Below are 17473 nucleotides of genomic sequence, written 5' to 3' on the forward strand. Positions count from 1 at the left end.
GCGGCGCGCGGCGGGCAGGGTCCCCGGCATGCCCTCCATCGCCGAGCGCTTCACCGCCGCGCTCGTCGACGTCCGCGACCCGGCCCTGGCCGGTCCCGAGCTGCTGCCGGTGCGGCTCATGGTGGCGTGCACCCGCACCCTGCCGGTGGCCGGCGCGGGGCTGAGCATCGTCGACGCGGCAGGCCGGCGGCTGCCGCTGGGCGGCTCCGACGAGGACTCCGCCACCGCCGAGCGGCTGCAGTTCACCGTCGGTGCCGGGCCGTGCCTGACCGCCCAGGAGACGCGGGAGCCGGTCTTCGCGCTCGGCGAGGACCTCCGCCGCCGCTGGGCGGTCTACGCCGAGCTGCTGGCCGCGGAGACGCCCTACCGGGCGGTGGCCGCGCTGCCGCTGCCGCAGAGCCTGGCCGGCCACGGTGCGCTGGACCTCTACGTCGTCGACGAGGCCGACCTCGCGCGCATCGACGTCTTCGAGGCCCTGGCGGTGGGCAGCCTGGTGACCACCACGCTGGCCGAGGCGGCGGTCTGGTCGTCGTGGAGCGAGGACCGCGGCCCCGACTGGCTGCACGCGCCCGCCGCCCGCCGCCGCGCGGCGGTCTGGCAGGCCATCGGCCGGGTCGGCCTGGCCTGCTCCGTCGACACCCCGACCGCCCTCGCGCTGCTGCGGGCGGCGGCCTTCGGCAGCGGGCGGTCGGTCGACGACCTCGCCGCCGACGTCCTCGACGGCGTCCTCGACCCGGTGGAGCTGCGGGCGTCCTCCGACGCCGACTGCTGACCGCGGGTGTGTCGGCCGGCGCACCCCCGTCCGGAATCGGGGCCGTCCGGGCATCGCTGTACCCGGTGTGGCACCCGCTCCGCAGCAGCCGCCGTCCGCCCCCTCCCCCACCCGCCTCCTCGACGTCCGCCGCGTCTACGCCGAACCCGCCGCGCTGGACTCCGCCCGCGGCCGTCAGGTCCTCGACCGCTTCCCGGGCGCCGAGGTCGTCGAGGTGCCCTCGCACTGGAAGATCCCCGAGCTGCACGGCAACGAGGGCAACGTGGACCGCTGGGTCCGCGTCAAGACCGAGACGCTGGTGCTCGGGGTCAAGAAGTCGCTGACCGCCCGGCCCAACGGCCGCTCGGCGGACTGGATCGCCCCCTCGACGGCCAACGGCTGCGCGATGGCCTGCGCCTACTGCTACGTGCCACGGCAGAAGGGCTACGCCAACCCGATCACCGTCTTCACCAACATCGAGCAGATCACCGGCTACCTGCGCCGGCACGTGGCCCGCCAGGGGGTCAAGCCCGAGCCCGACCAGGTCGACCCGGTCAGCTGGGTCTACGACATCGGCGAGAACAGCGACTGCTCGGTCGACGCGCTGGTCAGCGACAACGTCGCCGACCTGGTCGCCACCTTCCGCGAGCTGCCGACGGCGAAGGCCTCCTTCGCCACCAAGTACGTCAACCGGCAGCTGCTCGACCTCGACCCGCAGGGCCGCACGCGCGTCCGGTTCTCGGTGATGCCCGAGGCCGACTCGCGCGTGGTCGACGTGCGCACCAGCCGCGTCGCCGAGCGGATCGCCGCGGTCGACGACTTCGTCGCCGCCGGCTACGAGGTGCACCTGAACCTCTCCCCGGTCATCCTCCGCGAGGGCTGGGAGGCCGACTGGGCGCAGCTGCTCCGGCAGCTCGACGACGAGCTGGGCCCGGCGGCCAAGGCGCAGGCGGCCGCCGAGGTCATCCTGCTCACCCACAACCGCGACCTGCACCAGGTCAACCTCGGCTGGCACCCGAAGGCCGAGGAGCTGCTGTGGCGGCCGGAGCTCCAGCAGCCCAAGCGCAGCCAGAACGGGCAGTGGAACGTGCGCTACCGCAACGACGTCAAGCGCGCCGGCGTCGCCCGGCTGCGCGAACTGGTCCAGCGCACCGCGCCCTGGCTCCGCATCCGCTACGCCTTCTGACCACCGGGCGCCGGGCACCCTGTCGACGAGCGGACATCTCGACACTGAGTGTCGAGATGCTGACCAGCCGTGTGCCATCCTGCTGGCGGGGGGCCGCCAGCCGCCCTGCGAGGGGGGACACATGACGGGCGTGCCGGCCGACGCGCTGCTGACGGCGCTGCCGGACACCGTCGTCGTCGCCGACGCGGCCGGGCGGATCGCCTACGTGAACCCGGCCGTGCGGACGCTGCTCGGCCACGAACCCGCGGACCTCGTCGGCCGGCCGTTGAGCGTCCTCATGCCCGAGCGCTTCCGCTCCGGCCACGGCGAGGGCTTCGCCCGGTACCGCCGCACGGGTCAGGGCAAGCTGGTCGGCGCCACGACCCAGGTGCCGGCCCTGCACGCCAGCGGCAGGGAGGTCGCCATCGACCTGACCCTCTCCCGGCTGGAGCCCGGCACGGACGCCGGACCGGACGGCGCCGTCGTGGTCGCCGTCCTCCGCGACGCGAGCGCCACGATCCTGCTGGAGCGCCAGCTGCAGGTCAGCCGCTACCTGGCGGCGACCCTGCGGGTCACCGCAGCGCTGACCGAGGCGCCGGACGCCGACGTCGCCTTCCAGCGGCTGCTGCCCACCCTCTGCGCCGAGCTGGACTGGGACGCCGCCCGGCTGTGGCAGGCCGACGAGGGCGCCGGCCGGCTCCGGTACGCCTTCACGTGGAGCGCCGACGGCGCGGAGCGGACGCTGCACGAGGTCACCTCCACCCGCGGGTTCGCCTCCGGGGAGGGACTGCCCGGCACCGCGTGGGCGCAGCGCTCGCCGGTCGTGTTCGAGGACCTGCCGACCGATCCGCGAGTGCTCTACCCCGAGCGGGTGCGGGTGGAGGGGCTGCGGACCGGCGTCGCCTTCCCGGTGCTGCGCGGCGACGCCGTGCTCGCCGTCGTGGAGCTGTTCTCCCGGCAGCCGCGGCCGGTGCCGGGTGAGCTGCTCGACGTCCTCGCCCACGCCGGCCGGCAGATCGGGCAGTTCCTCGCCCGGCTGCGCGCCGAGTCCGAGGTCCGCGACCTCGCCGACACCCTCCAGCGCAGCCTGCTGCCCTCCCACCTGCCCGTGGTGCCCGGCCTGGAGCTGGCCGCCCGGTACCGCCCCGGCGGCGGCTCGGCGCTGGTGGGCGGGGACACCTACGACGTGACGGCGCTTCCCGACGGGCGCTGGATGGTGCTCATGGCCGACGTCTGCGGCACCGGCGCGGAGGCCGCGGCGGTCACCGCGCTGACCCGGCACACCGCCCGCGCGGCGGCGTCCCACGGCGACCCGGCGGAGGTGCTCGCCGCCGTCAACGCGGCGCTGCTGGCCGAGCAGGCGGGCGGGCCGCTGCGCTTCGTCACCGCCTGCTGCGTGGTGCTGGGCCCGCGTGCCGCCGGCGGGGTGACCGCGCAGGTGGCCGTCGCCGGGCATCCGCGGCCGCTGGTGCGCACGCCCGAGGGCTGGGCCGAGGTCGGGCACTGCGCCCGGCCGCTGGGCATCGAGGCCGGCGCCGAGTTCCCGCCGGTGTCGGTCGACCTGCCGCCGGGGGCCTCGCTGGTGCTCTACACCGACGGGGTCACCGAGGCCCGCGACGACGACGGCGTCCAGTTCGGCGAGGAGGCGCTCATGGCGCTGCTGACGCGGCCCGGCCCCGACGCCGCGGAGTGCATCGCCGCGACGATCACCGCCGCGGTCGACGCCCGGCTGGCCGGCTCGCGCTACGAGGCCGACGACCTCGCCGTCCTCGCGGTCACGGTGCCCCTCTAGCCCGTGTCGCCGGTGTCCCCGTGCGCGGCGCCCACCGGCTTGGACTCCGGCGACCCCCGCTGCCGGAGGTAGACGGCGAACACGGCCATCGACCCCACGGCCAGCATCTCCGACTGCCAGTTCTGGAAGGTGCGGTCCCAGAAGTCGGCGTGGCCGAGGTAGCCGACCCAGCTGACCGGATCGGCGTGCCCGCGCAGCTGCTCGTTGTTGTAGGCGGCCCACCCGGCGATCGACGACGCCGCCCAGGTGAGCAGGAACAGCCCGCCCATCACCAGGCCCAGCGAGCGCGAGAACACCGTCGTCCGCCAGCCGCCGGCCCGCACCCAGGGCGGGGAGTCGGCACGCGCGTGGTCGCCGACCCGCTGCTCCTCGTCGGTCTCCATGCCGGTCTGGTGCAGCTCCTTGGACTCCGCCGAGCCGCGCTGGACCAGCCACACGGTGGCGAACACGTAGAGGAAGAACTGCAGGTACTCCGACTGCCAGTTCTCCATGACGTCGACGGCGAAGGACGACGAGGTGACGTAGTGCAGCAGCGAGACCTCGCCGACCCCGTCGCCGACCCGCTCGTCGTTGAACCGCGCGACGCCGGCGACCGCCTGCCCGACGAGGCTGAGGAGGAAGAACCCGCCGAAGGCGAGGCTGAGGCTGTTCTCCCGCAGGAACCGGCGCACCGGTCTCACCGGCCCAGGAGCGCGAGCACCGTGCAGTACAGGGTGCCCAGCAGGATGACGGCCAGGTAGGCGACGTAGACGGCCCGGACGTGCCGCATCACGCCTCCAGCCGGCAGTCGTAGCGGCCCTCGCCGGCCGGCGTGCACGACGCCGCGGTCACCCGCCACCCGTCGGGGGTGCGCGTGAGGAAGAGCGTGTCGCCGCTGAGCCGCACCTGCGCCTCCTCGCCCCAGACCTCCACCGACTCCACCGGGCCGCCGCCCAGCGGCACCTCGCCGATCGCCTGGGCGCACGGCGACTCCTCGTCCAGCTCCAGCGCCCGCAGCGTCTCCGGTGCCAGCAGCGCGCAGCGCAGCGCGGCGTCGGCCGACGCGTCGGCGAAGGACGTGGCGGTGTGCTCCACGTCGGGTTCCTGCAGCTCGGCGCAGCCGCCGAGGGCCAGCGCCGCCCCCACGGCCGCACCCAGTGCCGTCGTCCGCCTCGCCACGGACCCGACCTCCCCAGTTCGCCCCGCCCGGGTCGGCTCCCCGGGGACGACCGGCTACCCGGCCGGTTCGACGGCGCAAACGACCGTGCCCCGTCCGGGCGACACGCCGCGGCCGGTTAGCGTGGCGGCATGGCGCGGGTCGTGGTGGTCGGCGCCGGGCTCGGCGGGCTCGCCGCGGCCGCCCGGCTGGCCGCGCTGGGGCACCGCGTCACCGTGCTGGAGCAGGCGCCCACGATCGGCGGCAAGCTCGGCTGGTACGCCCGCGACGGTCACGGGTTCGACACCGGGCCGAGCCTGGTCACGCTGCCCCGGCTGTACCGCGACCTGTTCGCCGCGACCGGTGCGCCGCTGGACGACGTCGTCGACCTGGTGCGCCTGGACCCCGCCGTCACCTACCGGTTCGCCGACGGCACCCGCCTCGCCCTGCCCGGCACCGCCGCCGCCGTGCCCGCCGCCCTCGACGACGCCCTCGGCGGCGGGGCCGGGACGCAGTGGTCGGCGCTCATGGCCCGGGCGGCGCGGATGTGGCGGGTCACCGAGCAGCCGTTCCTGCGTTCTCCCCTGGCCGGCGCGGCCACCCTCGCCCGGCTGGCCCGCAGCGCCCGCGACGTGCGCACCGTCGCCCCCTGGCAGACCCTGCGCGGGCTGGGCGAGCGGTCGCTGACCGATCCGCGGCTGCGCGTGCTGCTCGACCGCTACGCCACGTACTCCGGCTCCGATCCGCGGCGGGCGCCGGCCGTGCTGGCGACCGTGCCGTACGTGGAGCAGGCGTTCGGGTCCTGGTACGTGCGCGGCGGCCTGCGCCGGCTGGGCACCGCGGTGGCCGACCGGGCGGCCGAGCGCGGCGCCGTCATCCGCACCGGGACGGCGGTGCAGCGGGTGCTGACCGAGGGCGGGCGGGTCACCGGCGTGCGGCTGGCCGGCGGCGAGCTGCTGCCGGCCGACGTCGTCGTCTCCGGGGCCGACGCCGCCGCCCTGCACCGCGACCTGCTGGCCCCCTCCCCCGCCACCCGGGGCGTGCGCCGGGCGCTGGCGCGGAGCACGCCGTCCCTGTCGGGGTTCGTGCTGCTGCTCGCACTGCGCGGCCGCACGCCGCGGCCGGCCCACCACACCGTGCTGTTCCCGGGGGACTACGACGCCGAGTTCGACGCGGTGTTCGGCGTCGGCCGCGACCGCGGCCGGCCGCGCCCGGTGCCCGATCCGACGGTGTACGTCAGCGCGCCCGACGACCCGGCGACCCGACCGGACGACGACAGCGAGTCGTGGTTCGTGCTGGTCAACGCGCCCCGCCACGAGCCCGCCGGCGGCGTCGACTGGGACGAGCCGGGGCTGGCCGACCGGTACGCCGACCGGGTGCTGGCGGTGATGGCCGAGCGCGGGCTGGACGTGCGGGACCGGCTGCGCTGGCGGGTGGTGCGCACGCCGGCCGACCTCGAGCGCGACACCGGCAGCGTCGGCGGCTCGATCTACGGCACGTCGAGCAACGGCGCGCGGGCGGCGTTCCTGCGCCCGCCCAACGCCTCCGCCGTCCGCGGGCTGTTCCTGGTCGGCGGCTCGTCGCACCCCGGCGGCGGGCTGCCGCTCGTGGCGCTGTCGGCCGAGATCGTGGCCGGGATGGTGGGCCCGGCCTGATCAGGCCCGCCGGCCGGTGACCGCGATCAGCGGCGCCCCCGGGGCCAGCCGCTCGGTGCGCACGTCGCCCAGCCCGGCCTCCTCCATCTGCCGGGCCAGGCCACCGGCGTCGGGCAGCTCCATCGCCCCCTCCTGCGCGCGCAGCAGCAGGTCGAAGTGGCGGCTGACCGCCGACGGGTCGGCGGCGGTGGTGACGACCAGCAGCGCGCCGCCCGGGGCGAGCGCCCCGGCGAGGTCGCGCAGCAGCGCGACCCGCTCGCCGACCGGCAGGTAGTAGACGACGTTGGCCAGCAGCACCAGGTCGACCGGCTCGGCCAGCGGCCCGGCCGGATCGGTGAGCGCCGCGCGGACGTCGGCGCGGAGCACGGTGGCCCGCCCGGCCAGACCGCGACCGGCCAGCGTGCGCTCGGCGAGCGCGGCCGCGTCGGCGTCGGTCTCCACGCCGATCCCCACCGCGTCGTCGGGCGCGGCCTCCAGCGCCATGGCCAGCTGCAGCCCGGCGCCGCAGCCGACGTCGAGCACCCGCCGGGGGCGCAGCTCGGTCACCGTGCGGGTCAGGACGGCGGAGACCAGCGGCTCGAAGGCGGCCGACACGCGCGCGATCACGCCGCCGTGCTCGACGACGTCCCGCCGCCGCGGACCGCCGGCCAGCAGCGCGGGCAGCCCGCGGTAGAGGTCGGTGTGGAAGCCGGCGAACGCCTCGTGGGAGGCGCGGACGAGGTCGTCGCCGACCACCGCGCGGCCACGCGCGGTCAGCCGCCAGCGGTCGCCGTCGGCGGCGACCACCCCGGCGGCGGCGAGGCCGCGGAGGAAGGCCGCGGCCAGGTCCGCGTCGGTCCAGCGGCAACGGGTCGCGAGCTCCGCGGTCGACGCCGTGCCGGCGGCCAGCGCGTCCAGCACACCGGTCGAGAGCCCGGCCGCCACCTGGTGCAGCCGCACCGCGGCCTGCCCGTCGCGGGTGGCGCGGACACGGCCCCGCAGATCCCCCGAGCGGACGACCTCCCAGGCCGCGCGGGCCCGCAGCATCCTCGGCATCCCTCCACCCTGCGTGCTGCGCGCTGGTGCGTCCAGGCGTCAGCGTGCGAGTTCCGTCGCCCAGGCGGCGACGGCGATCTCTCCCGTGGTCCCCATGTCGACCCACATGGGCAGCACCTGCGCGGTGTCACCGGCGACGGCGCGGATGCGCACCGCCTGGCCCTCGCCGATCTCGCCGTCGGTGACCGTCGCCGACCACGACAGGCCGGTCACCGCGGTCTGCCCGGGCTGCAGCACCAGCGGCGCGGGGCCGGGGTCGATGACCATGTAGGTGGACTCGTGCACGACCGAGACGGGCATCGGCGCCCCGGCCGCGTCGAGCACCTCCACCCCGGCGTAGCCGGTGACCTCGCGCGGCCCGGTGCCGCAGTTGGTGACCGTGACGACGACCGCCCGGTGGCCGAGGGCGGCGTCGACCGGGCCGGAGGTGATCTGCAGCCCGGCCGGCGAGCAGGTGATCGCGCCGGGCAGCGGCGGCGACTCGTACTCGGCGCCCGGCGGCTGCTCCGCCGTCGGCGGAGCGGCGCTGGGGACGGCGGGTGGCGCGATGCCGCCGGCGTCGACGCCCCCGGCGGTGCCCGGGGCGGGCCGGAACACCAGGAGCGCGGTGACCGCGACGGCGAGCACCGCCACGACGACCAGCACGGGAGCCAGCCGGCGCAGCCAGGAGGACCTCACTCGGTGCATCCTGCCCGACCGTCCCCGGCCGGTTCCGGAACCCTGGTCAGGCGCGCGCGGCGCCCAGCCCCAGCACCGCGGCCAGCCCCAGCGCGCTGCGGGGCGCGTACGCGGTGCGCCACAGCCCGCCGTGCACGGCGGCGTGCGCCTCGTCCTGCCACGGGTGCTCGTGCCGCGGTCCGCCGCCGGTGTGCAGGTCGTGCACGAGCAGCGCGGCCATGAGCACGTTGGACGTGGCCGGCTCGAACACCTCGACGCCGAACCGGTGGGCTCCGGCGTAGGCGGCGGCCAGCGCCCGGTTCTTCACCACCGACCGGGTGCGGGTGGGCGGTGCGACGTTCATCGACACGGTGGCGCCGGCGGCGCGGGCGGTGGTGGCCCGCCACCGCTGCAGCCGCTTGGCCAGCGCGTAGTTCGGCCCCTGCTGGGCGACCAGGCTGTCGCAGATGCCCGGATCGGCGCCGGGCACGTAGGCCCGCTGGAGCACCCGCCCCGCCGTGAGCGTGCGCAGCGGCCGGCCGAGCAGCTTGGCCGGCCGCGAGCGCCCGGCGTAGGCCCGCACCGAGTGCGCCACCGCCTCGCCGGGGACGGCGAAGACGTCGGTCGGCGTGGCGAGGAAGGCCAGCGCCAGGTCGGGGTGGGCGCCCTGCAGCCGGACGGTGAGGGCGTCGACGGCGGTGGAGACGCGCACGTTGGCCGCGCCGTCGGCGTAGACGTAGTTGCCGAGCACCGGGGAGCCCGGCAGGGCGGCCACCCAGTCGGCGACGCCGGGCACGTCGGCCACCAGGTCCGCGCCGGCGCGCGCAGCGAGGTCCGCGTCGTCGCCGGAGGTCGGCACCAGCAGGGTGCCGGCGCTGCGCCGGGCGGTGTCGAGGACCCGCTGCCACACCGCCTCGCGCGGCAGGTCGACCCCCGCCACCCGCGCGCCCCACCGCAGCAGGGCCGGCAGCGGCCCCATCTCGGCACCCGCGCCGAGGACGACCACGGTGCGGCCGGGCAGCGCGAGCCACTCGGGGTGGGCGGCGACCGCGCGCACCGCCTCGGCCGCCGAGGGCTCCAGCGCCCCGCAGCCGGTCCAGGTGTCGAGCTGGCGGGCGAGGTCGTCGCCGCGCAGCCGGCGGCCGCGGAAGGGCAGCGAGAACTCCCGCTCGGGCTCGGCCTCCCCCGTCACCTCCGCGGTGCCGAGCGCGCGGGCCGCCGGCGCGGAGGTGAGCGAGTCCAGCGGCTGCTCGCCGCCGGACCCGGCCACCCGCATGCGGTCGTGCAGGCTCGCCAGCCCCGCGTCGGCGACGGCCAGCGCCGCCTCCGGCGAGGTCAGGCCGGCCTCGACGAGCCGGCGGAAGTGCACGAGGTACCCGGCCCGCCAGTTGGTCTCCTGCTCGGCGGCGCGGGCGCCGGTCGGGTCGACCGGGCGCAGCGCGTCGGCCACCACCGCCCGGCCGACCGCCGCGGTGCTGCGCCGGCCGTCGGGGCCGGCCGGGAAGACGACGCCGGTGTCGTCGCTGCTCATGCGCCCTGCTCTCAGTCGGTGACGGTCGGCGGCGGGTCGACCGGCGCCCCGGCCTCGAGCCAGCGCAGCAGCAGCCGCGCGCCGAAGCCGGTGCCGCCCTTGACCACCTCGGCATGGTCGGAGCCGGCACGCGCGGGGCCGGCGACGTCCAGGTGCGCCCAGGGCAGGTCTCCGGCGAACGGGCGGAGGAAGAGCGCCGCCGTCGTCCCGCCGGGGTTGCCCGGCGCGTTGTTCGCGTCGGCGACGTCGCTGGCCAGCAGGTCGGCGTGCTCCTCGGCCAGCGGCATCCGCCACACCTGCTCGCCGGCGTGGCCGGCGGCGGTGGCGAGGGCGTCGGCCAGCCCGTCGGTGGTGGCGTACAGGCCGGCGGTGCGGGTGCCGAGCGCGACCTTCATCGCGCCGGTCAGGGTGGCGACGTCGACCAGCACGGTGGCGCCGAGCTCCAGCCGGGCGTGCGCCAGGCCGTCGGCGAGCACCATGCGGCCCTCGGCGTCGGTGTTGAGCACCTCGGTGGTGCGGCCGCCCACGTGGCGGACGACGTCGGAGGGGCGGTACGAGGAGCCCGAGACGGCGTTCTCCGCGGCCGGGACGACGGCGGTCACGGCGAGGGGCAGCTGCAGCCGCGCGGCGGCGTCGACCGCGGCGAGGACGGCCGCACCCCCGGCCATGTCGGTCTTCATCTCGCGCATGCCGGCGGTCGGCTTGATCGAGATGCCGCCGGTGTCGAAGGTGATGCCCTTGCCGACCAGCACGGGGTGGGCGTCGCCGGCCGACGGCGGCCGGTAGCTCGCGACGACCAGCCGCGGCGGGCTGGCCGAGCCGCCGCCGACGGCGAGCACGCCGCCGAAGCCGCCGGCCCGCAGCTCCTCGGGGCCGAGCACGGTGACGGTCACCGACTCCAGCCCGCCCAGCCGCTGCACCACCTGCTCGGCGAGCCAGGCCGGGTTCTTCGTGTTGCTCGGGGTGTTGATCAGGTCGCGCGCCCAGGCGACGGCCTCGGCGGTGATCCGCCCGGCCCGCGCGGCGGCGACCACGGCGGGGTCGTCGGCGTCGGCGGCGACCACCGTGACGGCGGCCAGCCGCGGCGGGTGCGGCCGGCTGGTCTCGCGGAAGCGGTAGCCGGCCAGCAGCGCGGCCTCGACGGCGGCGCGGACCTCGTCGGCGCCGGCCGGGGCCACGGCGTCCAGCGGCAGGACCAGCCGGCGGGCGCCGTGCTCGGCCAGCGTCTGCGCGCGCCGGACCGCGGTGGCCACGTAGCTGCGGACGTCGGGCAGCGTGCCCTCGCCGGCGCCCACGGCGACGACGCTGCGCGGGTGCCGGCCGGGCACCGGCACGTTGGTGATCGTGCCGGGGCGGCCGCTGTTGCCGGTGTCGCGCAGCGCGCCGGCCAGGAACTGGGGGTTCACCGGGCTGGGCACGCCGGGCGCCGGGGCGGTCAGCCAGGACGGCAGGGCGCCCTCGGGCCCGACGGGGACGGCGAGCACGTCGTCCTCGCCGAGGCGCGGGAGGCCGGCGGAGATGTCGACCCGCGGCAACGGCGCGGCCCCGGTCGCCGGCGTGGAGCCGTCGACCGGGGCCGCGTCGTGGTGCGCGGGGCTGCCGTTGGGCAGACTCGCGGTACCGGTCAGCTGGTCGCGCCCTTCAGGGCCTCCGAGAGCGCCGCCGCCTCGTCGGGCGACAGCTCGACGACGAGACGACCGCCGCCCTCGAGCGGTACGCGCATGACCAGGCCGCGCCCCTCCTTGGTGACCTCCAGGGGACCTTCACCCGTGCGCGGCTTCATGGCCGCCATGCGTGCCTCCTTCGCCGGCCACCCGCTGTCGACGACAGCGGTGTGGCTCCAGTACGTGCAGTGAGCTGTGCCCATGATCCCGTATCAGCGGCCGGGATCCAACCGGAGGGCCCCCGTCGGCGTCGCCCGGAAGCAGGACACGACGTGGTCGTCGACCATGCCGGTCGCCTGCATGAGGGCGTAGGCGGTCGTCGGGCCGACGAAGGCGAAGCCCCGGCGCTTGAGCTCCTTGGCCATCGCGACCGACTCGGGGCTGGTGGCCGGCACCTCCGCCAGCGTGGCCGGCCGGGGCCGCTCCCCGGTCGGCGCGAAGGACCACAGCAGGTCGGAGAGGCCCTCCGGCACCTGCTGCGCCGCCCGCGCGTTCCGGACGGCCGCGGAGATCTTCGCGCGGTTGCGCACGATGCCGGCGTCGGCCATCAGGCGCGCCTCGTCGTCCTCGGTGAACGCGGCGACGGCGTCGATGGCGAAGCCGGCGAAGGCCGCCCGGAAGGCCGGCCGCTTGCGCAGGATGGTGATCCAGGACAGCCCCGACTGGAACGCCTCGAGGCACAGCCGCTCGAAGAGGGCGTCGTCGCCGCGCAGCGGCGTCCCCCACTCCTCGTCGTGGTAGACGACGTACTCGGGGGCGCTGTTGCCCCACTCGCAGCGCACGCGGTCGGCGTCCATGCCGGCGACGCTAGCCGTCGCTGCCGACGGTCCCGGCCGGGGCAGGTGTCCTCCGGCGTCCTCGTGGTCTGCCCCCCGGCGTGGGCAGAGCACGAGCCTGCGTGGGGCATGCCGGTGCCGCCGTCCGCGCGGGGCGCGGCGGCGGGGCGGCCGGGTCAGGCGGCGGTGGCGCGCAGGGGTGCGGGGGTGGTGATCTCGGTGCCGTCGGGCCGGAGGGTGCGCCATCGGCCGTCGGCTTGCCGTTCGATGCGGAAGCCGTGGTGCACCTTCGTGTGGTGCCGCTCGCACAGCAGCGCGGAGTTGTCCAGGCTGGTGGCGCCACCGTCGATCCAGTGCACCAGGTGGTGGACGTCGCACCAGTGGGTCGGAGCGGTGCAGCCGGCGAACACGCATGCCCCGTCCCGCGCTTCGACCGCCCGCCGCAGGTGCGGCGGCACGACGCGGGCGGTCCTGCCGACGTCCAGCGGCTGCCCCTCGGGCCCCATGACCAGGCGGGTGATCTCGCCGTCGCAGGCCAGCCAGCGGGCGCGGGCGGCGGAGATGGCGGCACCGAACCCCATCCGCCCCGCACCCCGGGCCACCGTGGTGGAGGCGAGGTCGGACAGCGGGATCGTCGCGACCACCTGGGGCTTGCGGGTGCGCAGCACCGGCAAGCTGCCACCGGCGAGGGCGTCGTCGACGATCTGCACCAGCGCATCGCCCTGCCGCTGGGCGCGGGTGCGCTCGTCACCGGCGGGCCGGTCGGCCTGGGTGTGCGCCTCGATGACGGTCTGCAGCTTCTCCCCGCCGACGGCGTCCAGCGTGCCGGAGGAGACCGTGCCGTCGGCGTGCCGGCTGATCGTCAACGACCGCTGCCCGGTCGGATCGGGTTCCGGTCCGTCGGGATCGAGGTTGTCGACGTACTTCTTCACCACCTGGACCAGGCTCTCGACCGACTGGTCGATGGCCACCTGGGTGAGCACCGCGTCGATCACCGCCAGATCGATCCCCTGCGCCGCCGCAGCGGCCAGCCGGGCCGGCGTCACCGCGTCGGCCGCGACGTGCACCTGCTGCGCACTGACCAGCCCCGCCGCGAACGCCTCCGCGAGAGCCGGCAGGTGTTCCAGCGCGCGGCCGTTGCGCACCAGCCGCAGCGCCTCGGGCCCCGCCATCCGGCAGTGACCCTTCAACCACGACGTCATCGCCTTCAGGCCGTCCCGCTCGGCCGCCTGAGCCAGCTCTGCTGCCCGCACCTGACGGGTCAGCTCGGCGTCACGCCGATTGCGGTCGGCGACCCCGGCAGCGATCGCGTCGAGGGCATCGCCCCCTGGATCAACCGTCGAACACATGTACGAAGTCTACCGACCGCCGAGGGCGCCAGCAAGGCGAATCCCCAGCTCAGGCCGCGAATCGCACTACGGCACGGGCGCGTCCACGGGCGGCGTCGCGGCGTCCCGCGGCTGGTTGCGCCGGGTCGCCAGCACGCAGCCGACGAGCACCAGCGGCAGGCCCAGCGCGAGCCCGAGCGTGAACGGCTCGTCGAGCACCAGCACCCCGGCCAGCACGGCGACCGCCGGGTTGAGGAACGTGATGACCAGCGCCCGCTGCGGGCCGACCTCGCGGATCAGCGCGAAGAACAGCGACAGCGCCAGGGCGGTGCACACGACACCCAGCGCGAGCAGTGACAGCAGCGCGTCGGCCGGGGCGTCGCCCAGCTGGCCGAGCCGCGGCACGGCGAACGGCGCGTACACCAGGCCGGTGACGGTGAGCGCGATCGCGCTGGCGGTCACGCCGGGCACGTCGCCGAGGCGCCGGCTGACCACCAGCGGCGCGGTCGCGTAGCCCACCACGACGAGCGCGACCGCCAGCACCGGGAGCAGGCCGACGCCCTCGACGTCCAGGCCGAGCAGGAGCGCGATCCCCCCGACGCCGACCGCCATGCCCAGCAGGCGCACCGGGGTGAGCCGCTCCTCCTCCCCCGCCAGCCGGGCGGCGACCGCGGCCACGAACGGCACGCCGGCGACCAGCAGGCCGGTGAGCGAGCTGGACAGCGACAGCTCGGCGTAGGAGAGCAGCAGCCACGGCCCGGTCATCTCCAGCACGGTGAAGACCAGCAGCGCCCGCCAGTGGCGGCGCAGCGCCGGCAGCACGCTGCCCCGGGCGAGCGCCCACGGCAGCAGGAGCACCACTCCGACGACGCAGCGGCCGAACACGACGACCACCGGCGACAGCTCGCCGACCGCCACCTTGATCAGCAGGTAGGGGATGCCCCAGATGACCGACATCGCGAGGAAGAGGACCCAGCCCCGCCGGCTCATCGACCCGTTCCCGTTCCGCTGCGCACCGGGTCATGATGACCGCCCCCGATCGGTCCCTCGCCGGGGCCATGGCAGGAGGCGCGATGAGCACGCCCGACGGACCGCGCGACGCCGAGGCCCGGCTGGCCGCCGTGGCCGAGGCCCTGTCCGGGGAGCCGGGGGTCGCGGTGCCCGGACCGGGGGGACGGCGGCGCTTCGGCTCCACGGCGCTGACCGTGGACGGCTCGATCGTGGCCATGGCCGTCGGTGGCGAGCTGGTGCTCAAGCTGCCGCGGGGCCGTGTCGAGGAGCTGCTGGCCAGCGGCGCCGGCAGTCCCTTCCGCAACGGCCGGGGCAACCCGATGCGGGAGTGGGTCGCCCTCGGCGCGGACGCGACCGCCGACGTCGTCCTCGCCCGGGAGGCCCTGGCCTTCGTCGCCGGCCGCCCCCGCTGACCGGTCAGGCGACCTCCACCCGGCCGGCGCCAGCAGCCCCGAGCGGGCGTACAGGCGCAGCGCCTCGGGTGACAGGCGGGTGCGGCGGAGGAACTCCCCCACCTGCAGCAGCTGCTCGTCCCCGGCGTCGACCCTGCGCCCGGCCCCAGGGGCCGGGTCGAGCGCGGCTCAGACCCGCCCGGCCAGGTACGCCCGCCGGCGGTCGGGCGGGAACCGCTCGACGGCGTAGCGCAGCATCGTGCGGGGCATCCGCCGGTAGCGCGGCGCGAGGAACTCCTCGGCCCGCTCCGGCTGCCGGTTGCCGACCTCGCGGAGCATCCAGCCGACGGCCTTCTGCACCAGGTCGGCCTCGTCGGTCAGCAGCCGGTCGGCGATGCGGAACGTGGGCTCGGGGCGGCCGGCGCGGATCGCGGCGAAGGTCGCCATCACCGCGATCCGCCGGTCCCAGACCGACGGCGAGGCGGCCAGCTCGTCGAGCAGCGCGTCGTCCCGGTCGAGCAGCCAGGGCCCGAGCAGGTAGGGCGCCGAGGCGTCCACGAGGTCCCAGTTGTCCACCCGGTCGCGGCAGCCGAGGTAGAGCTCGACGATCCGCGCCCGCTCCTCCTCCCCGCCCCGGCGGAACTGCTCCACCAGCACGAACAGCGCCGTCAGCCGCTCCTCGTGCCACGGGCTCGCCAGCAGCTCGGCGACGTCGGCCGGCGGCGTCCGCGAGGCCTCGCGCCGCGCCACCTGCCGCTGCGGCGGCACCGCGATGCCGAGGAAGCGGTCGCCCTCGCCGTAGCCGCCCGGCCGGGCCTGGAAGTACCGCGCCATCCCGGCGGCCCGCTCGGGATCGGCGAGCTCGGCCAGCGCCGCCCGGATGGCCGCGGCGGTCACGCCGGGTCGGGGTAGCGGGCGGCGAAGGCGGCGAAGCGCCGCAGCGACAGCCGGACGCCGAGCACGACGAACGGCCGGGCCAGCGGCCAGCCGACCTGCCCCAGCAGGCCGAAGGGCAGGTACAGCCGCTCGGTCCACACGAACACCGACCGCTCACCCTGCGGCTCGACCTCGAAGATGCCGGGGCCGCGCACGATCCGGCCGGTGTGCTGGACGACGACGCGCTCCGGCGGCTGCCACTCGGTGATCACCATCGTGTCGAGCACGCCCAGGTGCCGCCCGCGCCGCCAGGGGATGCCGGTGCGGGCGGCCAGCCGGCCGCCGATCCCCTGCGCCGGGCCGCCGACGGTCTCCACGTCGGTGGCCAGCATCCACTCGCCCTGCCGGGTCCAGTCGGTCAGCGCCGCCCACACCCGCTCGGCGGGCGCCTCGATCTCGATCCGCTCGACCAGCTCAGGCACCGGTGCGCGCTCCGTCCTCGTCACCCGCGGCCGGCGCGGGGGCGTCGCCGGCCGGCGGCGCCGTGCCGTCCACCGGGCGGGAGCCGTCGGCCACCCTGGCGCGCAGCGCGGCCAGCTCGCGGTCCCGCTCGTCGAGGGTGGCGGCCAGCTGGTCGAGCAGCCAGTCGACCTCGGTCATCCGGTAGCCGCGGAACGCGACCGTGATCCGCAGCGCCCGGACGTCGTCGGCGGTCACCGGCCGGTCGTCGGGCAGCTCCACCGGCGAGCGGTCGAGCTCCGCGGGCGGCTGCGTCTCCCCCCTGCCGAGCAGCATCGACGCGCCCAGGAACAGCAGCCCGCCGACGACCAGCACGGTGAGGACGAAGACGAGGAAGGTCAGCACGTCAGTCGTCGGCCGGCAGCGGGGTGAGCGGCGCCCGCATGCCGCCGCCGCCGTCCCCGGCCTCCCGCTGCGACTCGGCCTCCTGGACGACCCGCAGCACCTCGTCGACGTCGTCGGTCACGGTGAACAGCTCCAGGTCGCTCTCGCTGATCGTCCCGGCCGGCACCATCGTGGCCCGCACCCAGTCGATCAGCCCCTGCCAGTACGCACTGCCGAACAGCACGACGGGGAACCGGGTGACCTTGCGGGTCTGCACCAGCGTGAGCGCCTCGAACAGCTCGTCGAGGGTGCCGAACCCGCCGGGCAGGATGACGAAGGCCTGCGCGTACTTCACGAACATCGTCTTGCGGACGAAGAAGTAGCGGAAGGCGATGCCGACGTCGACCCACTCGTTGAGCTCCTGCTCGAACGGCAGCTCGATGCCCAGCCCCACGGAGAGCCCGCCGGCCTCGGAGGCGCCGCGGTTGGCCGCCTCCATGGCCCCCGGACCGCCGCCGGTGATCACCGCGTAGCCGGCGCGGGCCAGCGCCGCCCCGATGGCCACCCCCGACGCGTAGGCCGGGTCGTCGCGCTTGGTCCGCGCGCTGCCGAACACGCTCACCGCGCGCGGCAGCTCGGCGAGCAGGCCGAAGCCCTCGACGAACTCGCTCTGGATCCGCAGCACCCGCCACGGGTCGGTGTGCACCCAGTCGGTCGGGCCGCGGCGGTCGAGCAGCCGCTGGTCGGTGGTCGTCCCGACCGTGCGGGGGTCCGGCTCGCCGCCGCGCAGCATCACCGGCCCGCGGTGGCGGGTCGGGCGCGGCTTGCGCTGGCCGTCGGAGGGGGGCGTGGTCGTCATGCG

The 17473-nt window shown here is 76.6% G+C and carries 19 protein-coding genes; 5 read left to right on the forward strand and 14 right to left on the reverse strand.

Annotation, left to right across the window (positions count from 1 at the left end; translation table 11 throughout):
- The first annotated feature begins 28 nt into the window (after positions 1–28).
- From ACI79R_RS13145 to ACI79R_RS13155, 3 genes are all read left to right on the forward strand, one after another.
- Positions 29–772, forward strand: coding sequence for a GAF domain-containing protein (locus ACI79R_RS13145; RefSeq protein WP_456574076.1), 744 nt, complete (start codon positions 29–31; stop codon positions 770–772).
- A 67-nt stretch (positions 773–839) separates the two neighbouring features.
- Positions 840–1937 (forward strand): spore photoproduct lyase family protein, encoded by a 1098-nt coding sequence (locus ACI79R_RS13150; protein WP_456574077.1) that lies wholly within the window; start codon positions 840–842, stop codon positions 1935–1937.
- Positions 1938–2058: 121 nt separating this feature from the next.
- Complete coding sequence (locus ACI79R_RS13155; RefSeq protein ID WP_456574078.1) at positions 2059–3708, forward strand: SpoIIE family protein phosphatase; 1650 nt, start codon at positions 2059–2061, stop codon at positions 3706–3708.
- Here the strand turns inward: ACI79R_RS13155 and ACI79R_RS13160 are convergent.
- Complete coding sequence (locus ACI79R_RS13160) at positions 3705–4379, reverse strand: DUF6766 family protein (RefSeq protein ID WP_456574079.1); 675 nt, start codon at positions 4377–4379, stop codon at positions 3705–3707. The two genes, ACI79R_RS13155 and ACI79R_RS13160, sit on opposite strands and share 4 nt — an antisense overlap.
- Positions 4380–4476: 97 nt before the next feature.
- Positions 4477–4866, reverse strand: coding sequence for a hypothetical protein (locus ACI79R_RS13165; RefSeq protein ID WP_456574080.1), 390 nt, complete (start codon positions 4864–4866; stop codon positions 4477–4479).
- 129 nt (positions 4867–4995) lie between these two features.
- On the opposite strand from ACI79R_RS13165, the gene ACI79R_RS13170 reads away from it, so the two are divergent.
- Positions 4996–6498: a phytoene desaturase family protein gene (locus tag ACI79R_RS13170; protein WP_456574081.1), complete on the forward strand. Its 1503-nt coding sequence runs from the start codon at positions 4996–4998 to the stop codon at positions 6496–6498.
- Here the strand turns inward: ACI79R_RS13170 and ACI79R_RS13175 are convergent, their stop codons facing one another.
- The 8 genes from ACI79R_RS13175 to ACI79R_RS13210 all read right to left on the reverse strand — a co-directional run bounded on the left by ACI79R_RS13175 (position 6499) and on the right by ACI79R_RS13210 (position 14479).
- On the reverse strand, positions 6499–7533 hold the full coding sequence (locus tag ACI79R_RS13175) for a class I SAM-dependent methyltransferase (protein WP_456574082.1): 1035 nt from the start codon (positions 7531–7533) through the stop codon (positions 6499–6501).
- A gap of 39 nt (positions 7534–7572) precedes the next feature.
- Complete coding sequence (locus tag ACI79R_RS13180; protein WP_456574083.1) at positions 7573–8211, reverse strand: DUF4232 domain-containing protein; 639 nt, start codon at positions 8209–8211, stop codon at positions 7573–7575.
- Between the two features lie 46 nt (positions 8212–8257).
- The gene (locus ACI79R_RS13185; RefSeq protein WP_456574084.1) at positions 8258–9721 is read right to left on the reverse strand and encodes a hypothetical protein; all 1464 of its coding nucleotides are present in this window, start codon (positions 9719–9721) and stop codon (positions 8258–8260) included.
- A gap of 11 nt (positions 9722–9732) precedes the next feature.
- Complete coding sequence (locus tag ACI79R_RS13190; RefSeq protein ID WP_456574085.1) at positions 9733–11205, reverse strand: leucyl aminopeptidase; 1473 nt, start codon at positions 11203–11205, stop codon at positions 9733–9735.
- A 140-nt stretch (positions 11206–11345) separates the two neighbouring features.
- Positions 11346–11513: a DUF3117 domain-containing protein gene (locus ACI79R_RS13195; protein WP_012947303.1), complete on the reverse strand. Its 168-nt coding sequence runs from the start codon at positions 11511–11513 to the stop codon at positions 11346–11348.
- An 84-nt stretch (positions 11514–11597) separates the two neighbouring features.
- Positions 11598–12182, reverse strand: coding sequence for a DNA-3-methyladenine glycosylase I (locus ACI79R_RS13200; RefSeq protein ID WP_456574086.1), 585 nt, complete (start codon positions 12180–12182; stop codon positions 11598–11600).
- Positions 12183–12337: 155 nt separating this feature from the next.
- Positions 12338–13510, reverse strand: a complete 1173-nt coding sequence (locus ACI79R_RS13205) for a DUF222 domain-containing protein (protein ID WP_456574087.1) — start codon at positions 13508–13510, stop codon at positions 12338–12340.
- Positions 13511–13576: 66 nt separating this feature from the next.
- A complete protein-coding gene (locus ACI79R_RS13210) occupies positions 13577–14479 on the reverse strand; it encodes a DMT family transporter (RefSeq protein WP_456574088.1) in 903 nt (300 codons plus the stop codon).
- A gap of 83 nt (positions 14480–14562) precedes the next feature.
- Between ACI79R_RS13210 and ACI79R_RS13215 the strand changes: the two genes are divergently transcribed.
- Positions 14563–14913 (forward strand): TfoX/Sxy family protein, encoded by a 351-nt coding sequence (locus ACI79R_RS13215; protein WP_456574089.1) that lies wholly within the window; start codon positions 14563–14565, stop codon positions 14911–14913.
- Between the two features lie 168 nt (positions 14914–15081).
- Here the strand turns inward: ACI79R_RS13215 and ACI79R_RS13220 are convergent, their stop codons facing one another.
- The 4 genes from ACI79R_RS13220 to ACI79R_RS13235 are packed head-to-tail and all read right to left on the reverse strand — an operon-like array spanning position 15082 to position 17470.
- Complete coding sequence (locus ACI79R_RS13220; protein ID WP_456574090.1) at positions 15082–15789, reverse strand: DNA alkylation repair protein; 708 nt, start codon at positions 15787–15789, stop codon at positions 15082–15084.
- The gene (locus ACI79R_RS13225; protein ID WP_456574091.1) at positions 15786–16250 is read right to left on the reverse strand and encodes an SRPBCC family protein; all 465 of its coding nucleotides are present in this window, start codon (positions 16248–16250) and stop codon (positions 15786–15788) included. Before ACI79R_RS13225 ends, ACI79R_RS13220 begins: the two co-directional genes overlap by 4 nt.
- On the reverse strand, positions 16243–16632 hold the full coding sequence (locus ACI79R_RS13230; RefSeq protein ID WP_456574092.1) for a DivIVA domain-containing protein: 390 nt from the start codon (positions 16630–16632) through the stop codon (positions 16243–16245). Before ACI79R_RS13230 ends, ACI79R_RS13225 begins: the two co-directional genes overlap by 8 nt.
- Position 16633: 1 nt before the next feature.
- On the reverse strand, positions 16634–17470 hold the full coding sequence (locus tag ACI79R_RS13235) for an LOG family protein (RefSeq protein WP_456574093.1): 837 nt from the start codon (positions 17468–17470) through the stop codon (positions 16634–16636).
- Positions 17471–17473: the final 3 nt, after the last annotated feature.

It is taken from the genome of Blastococcus sp. SYSU D00820, assembly GCF_054050695.1.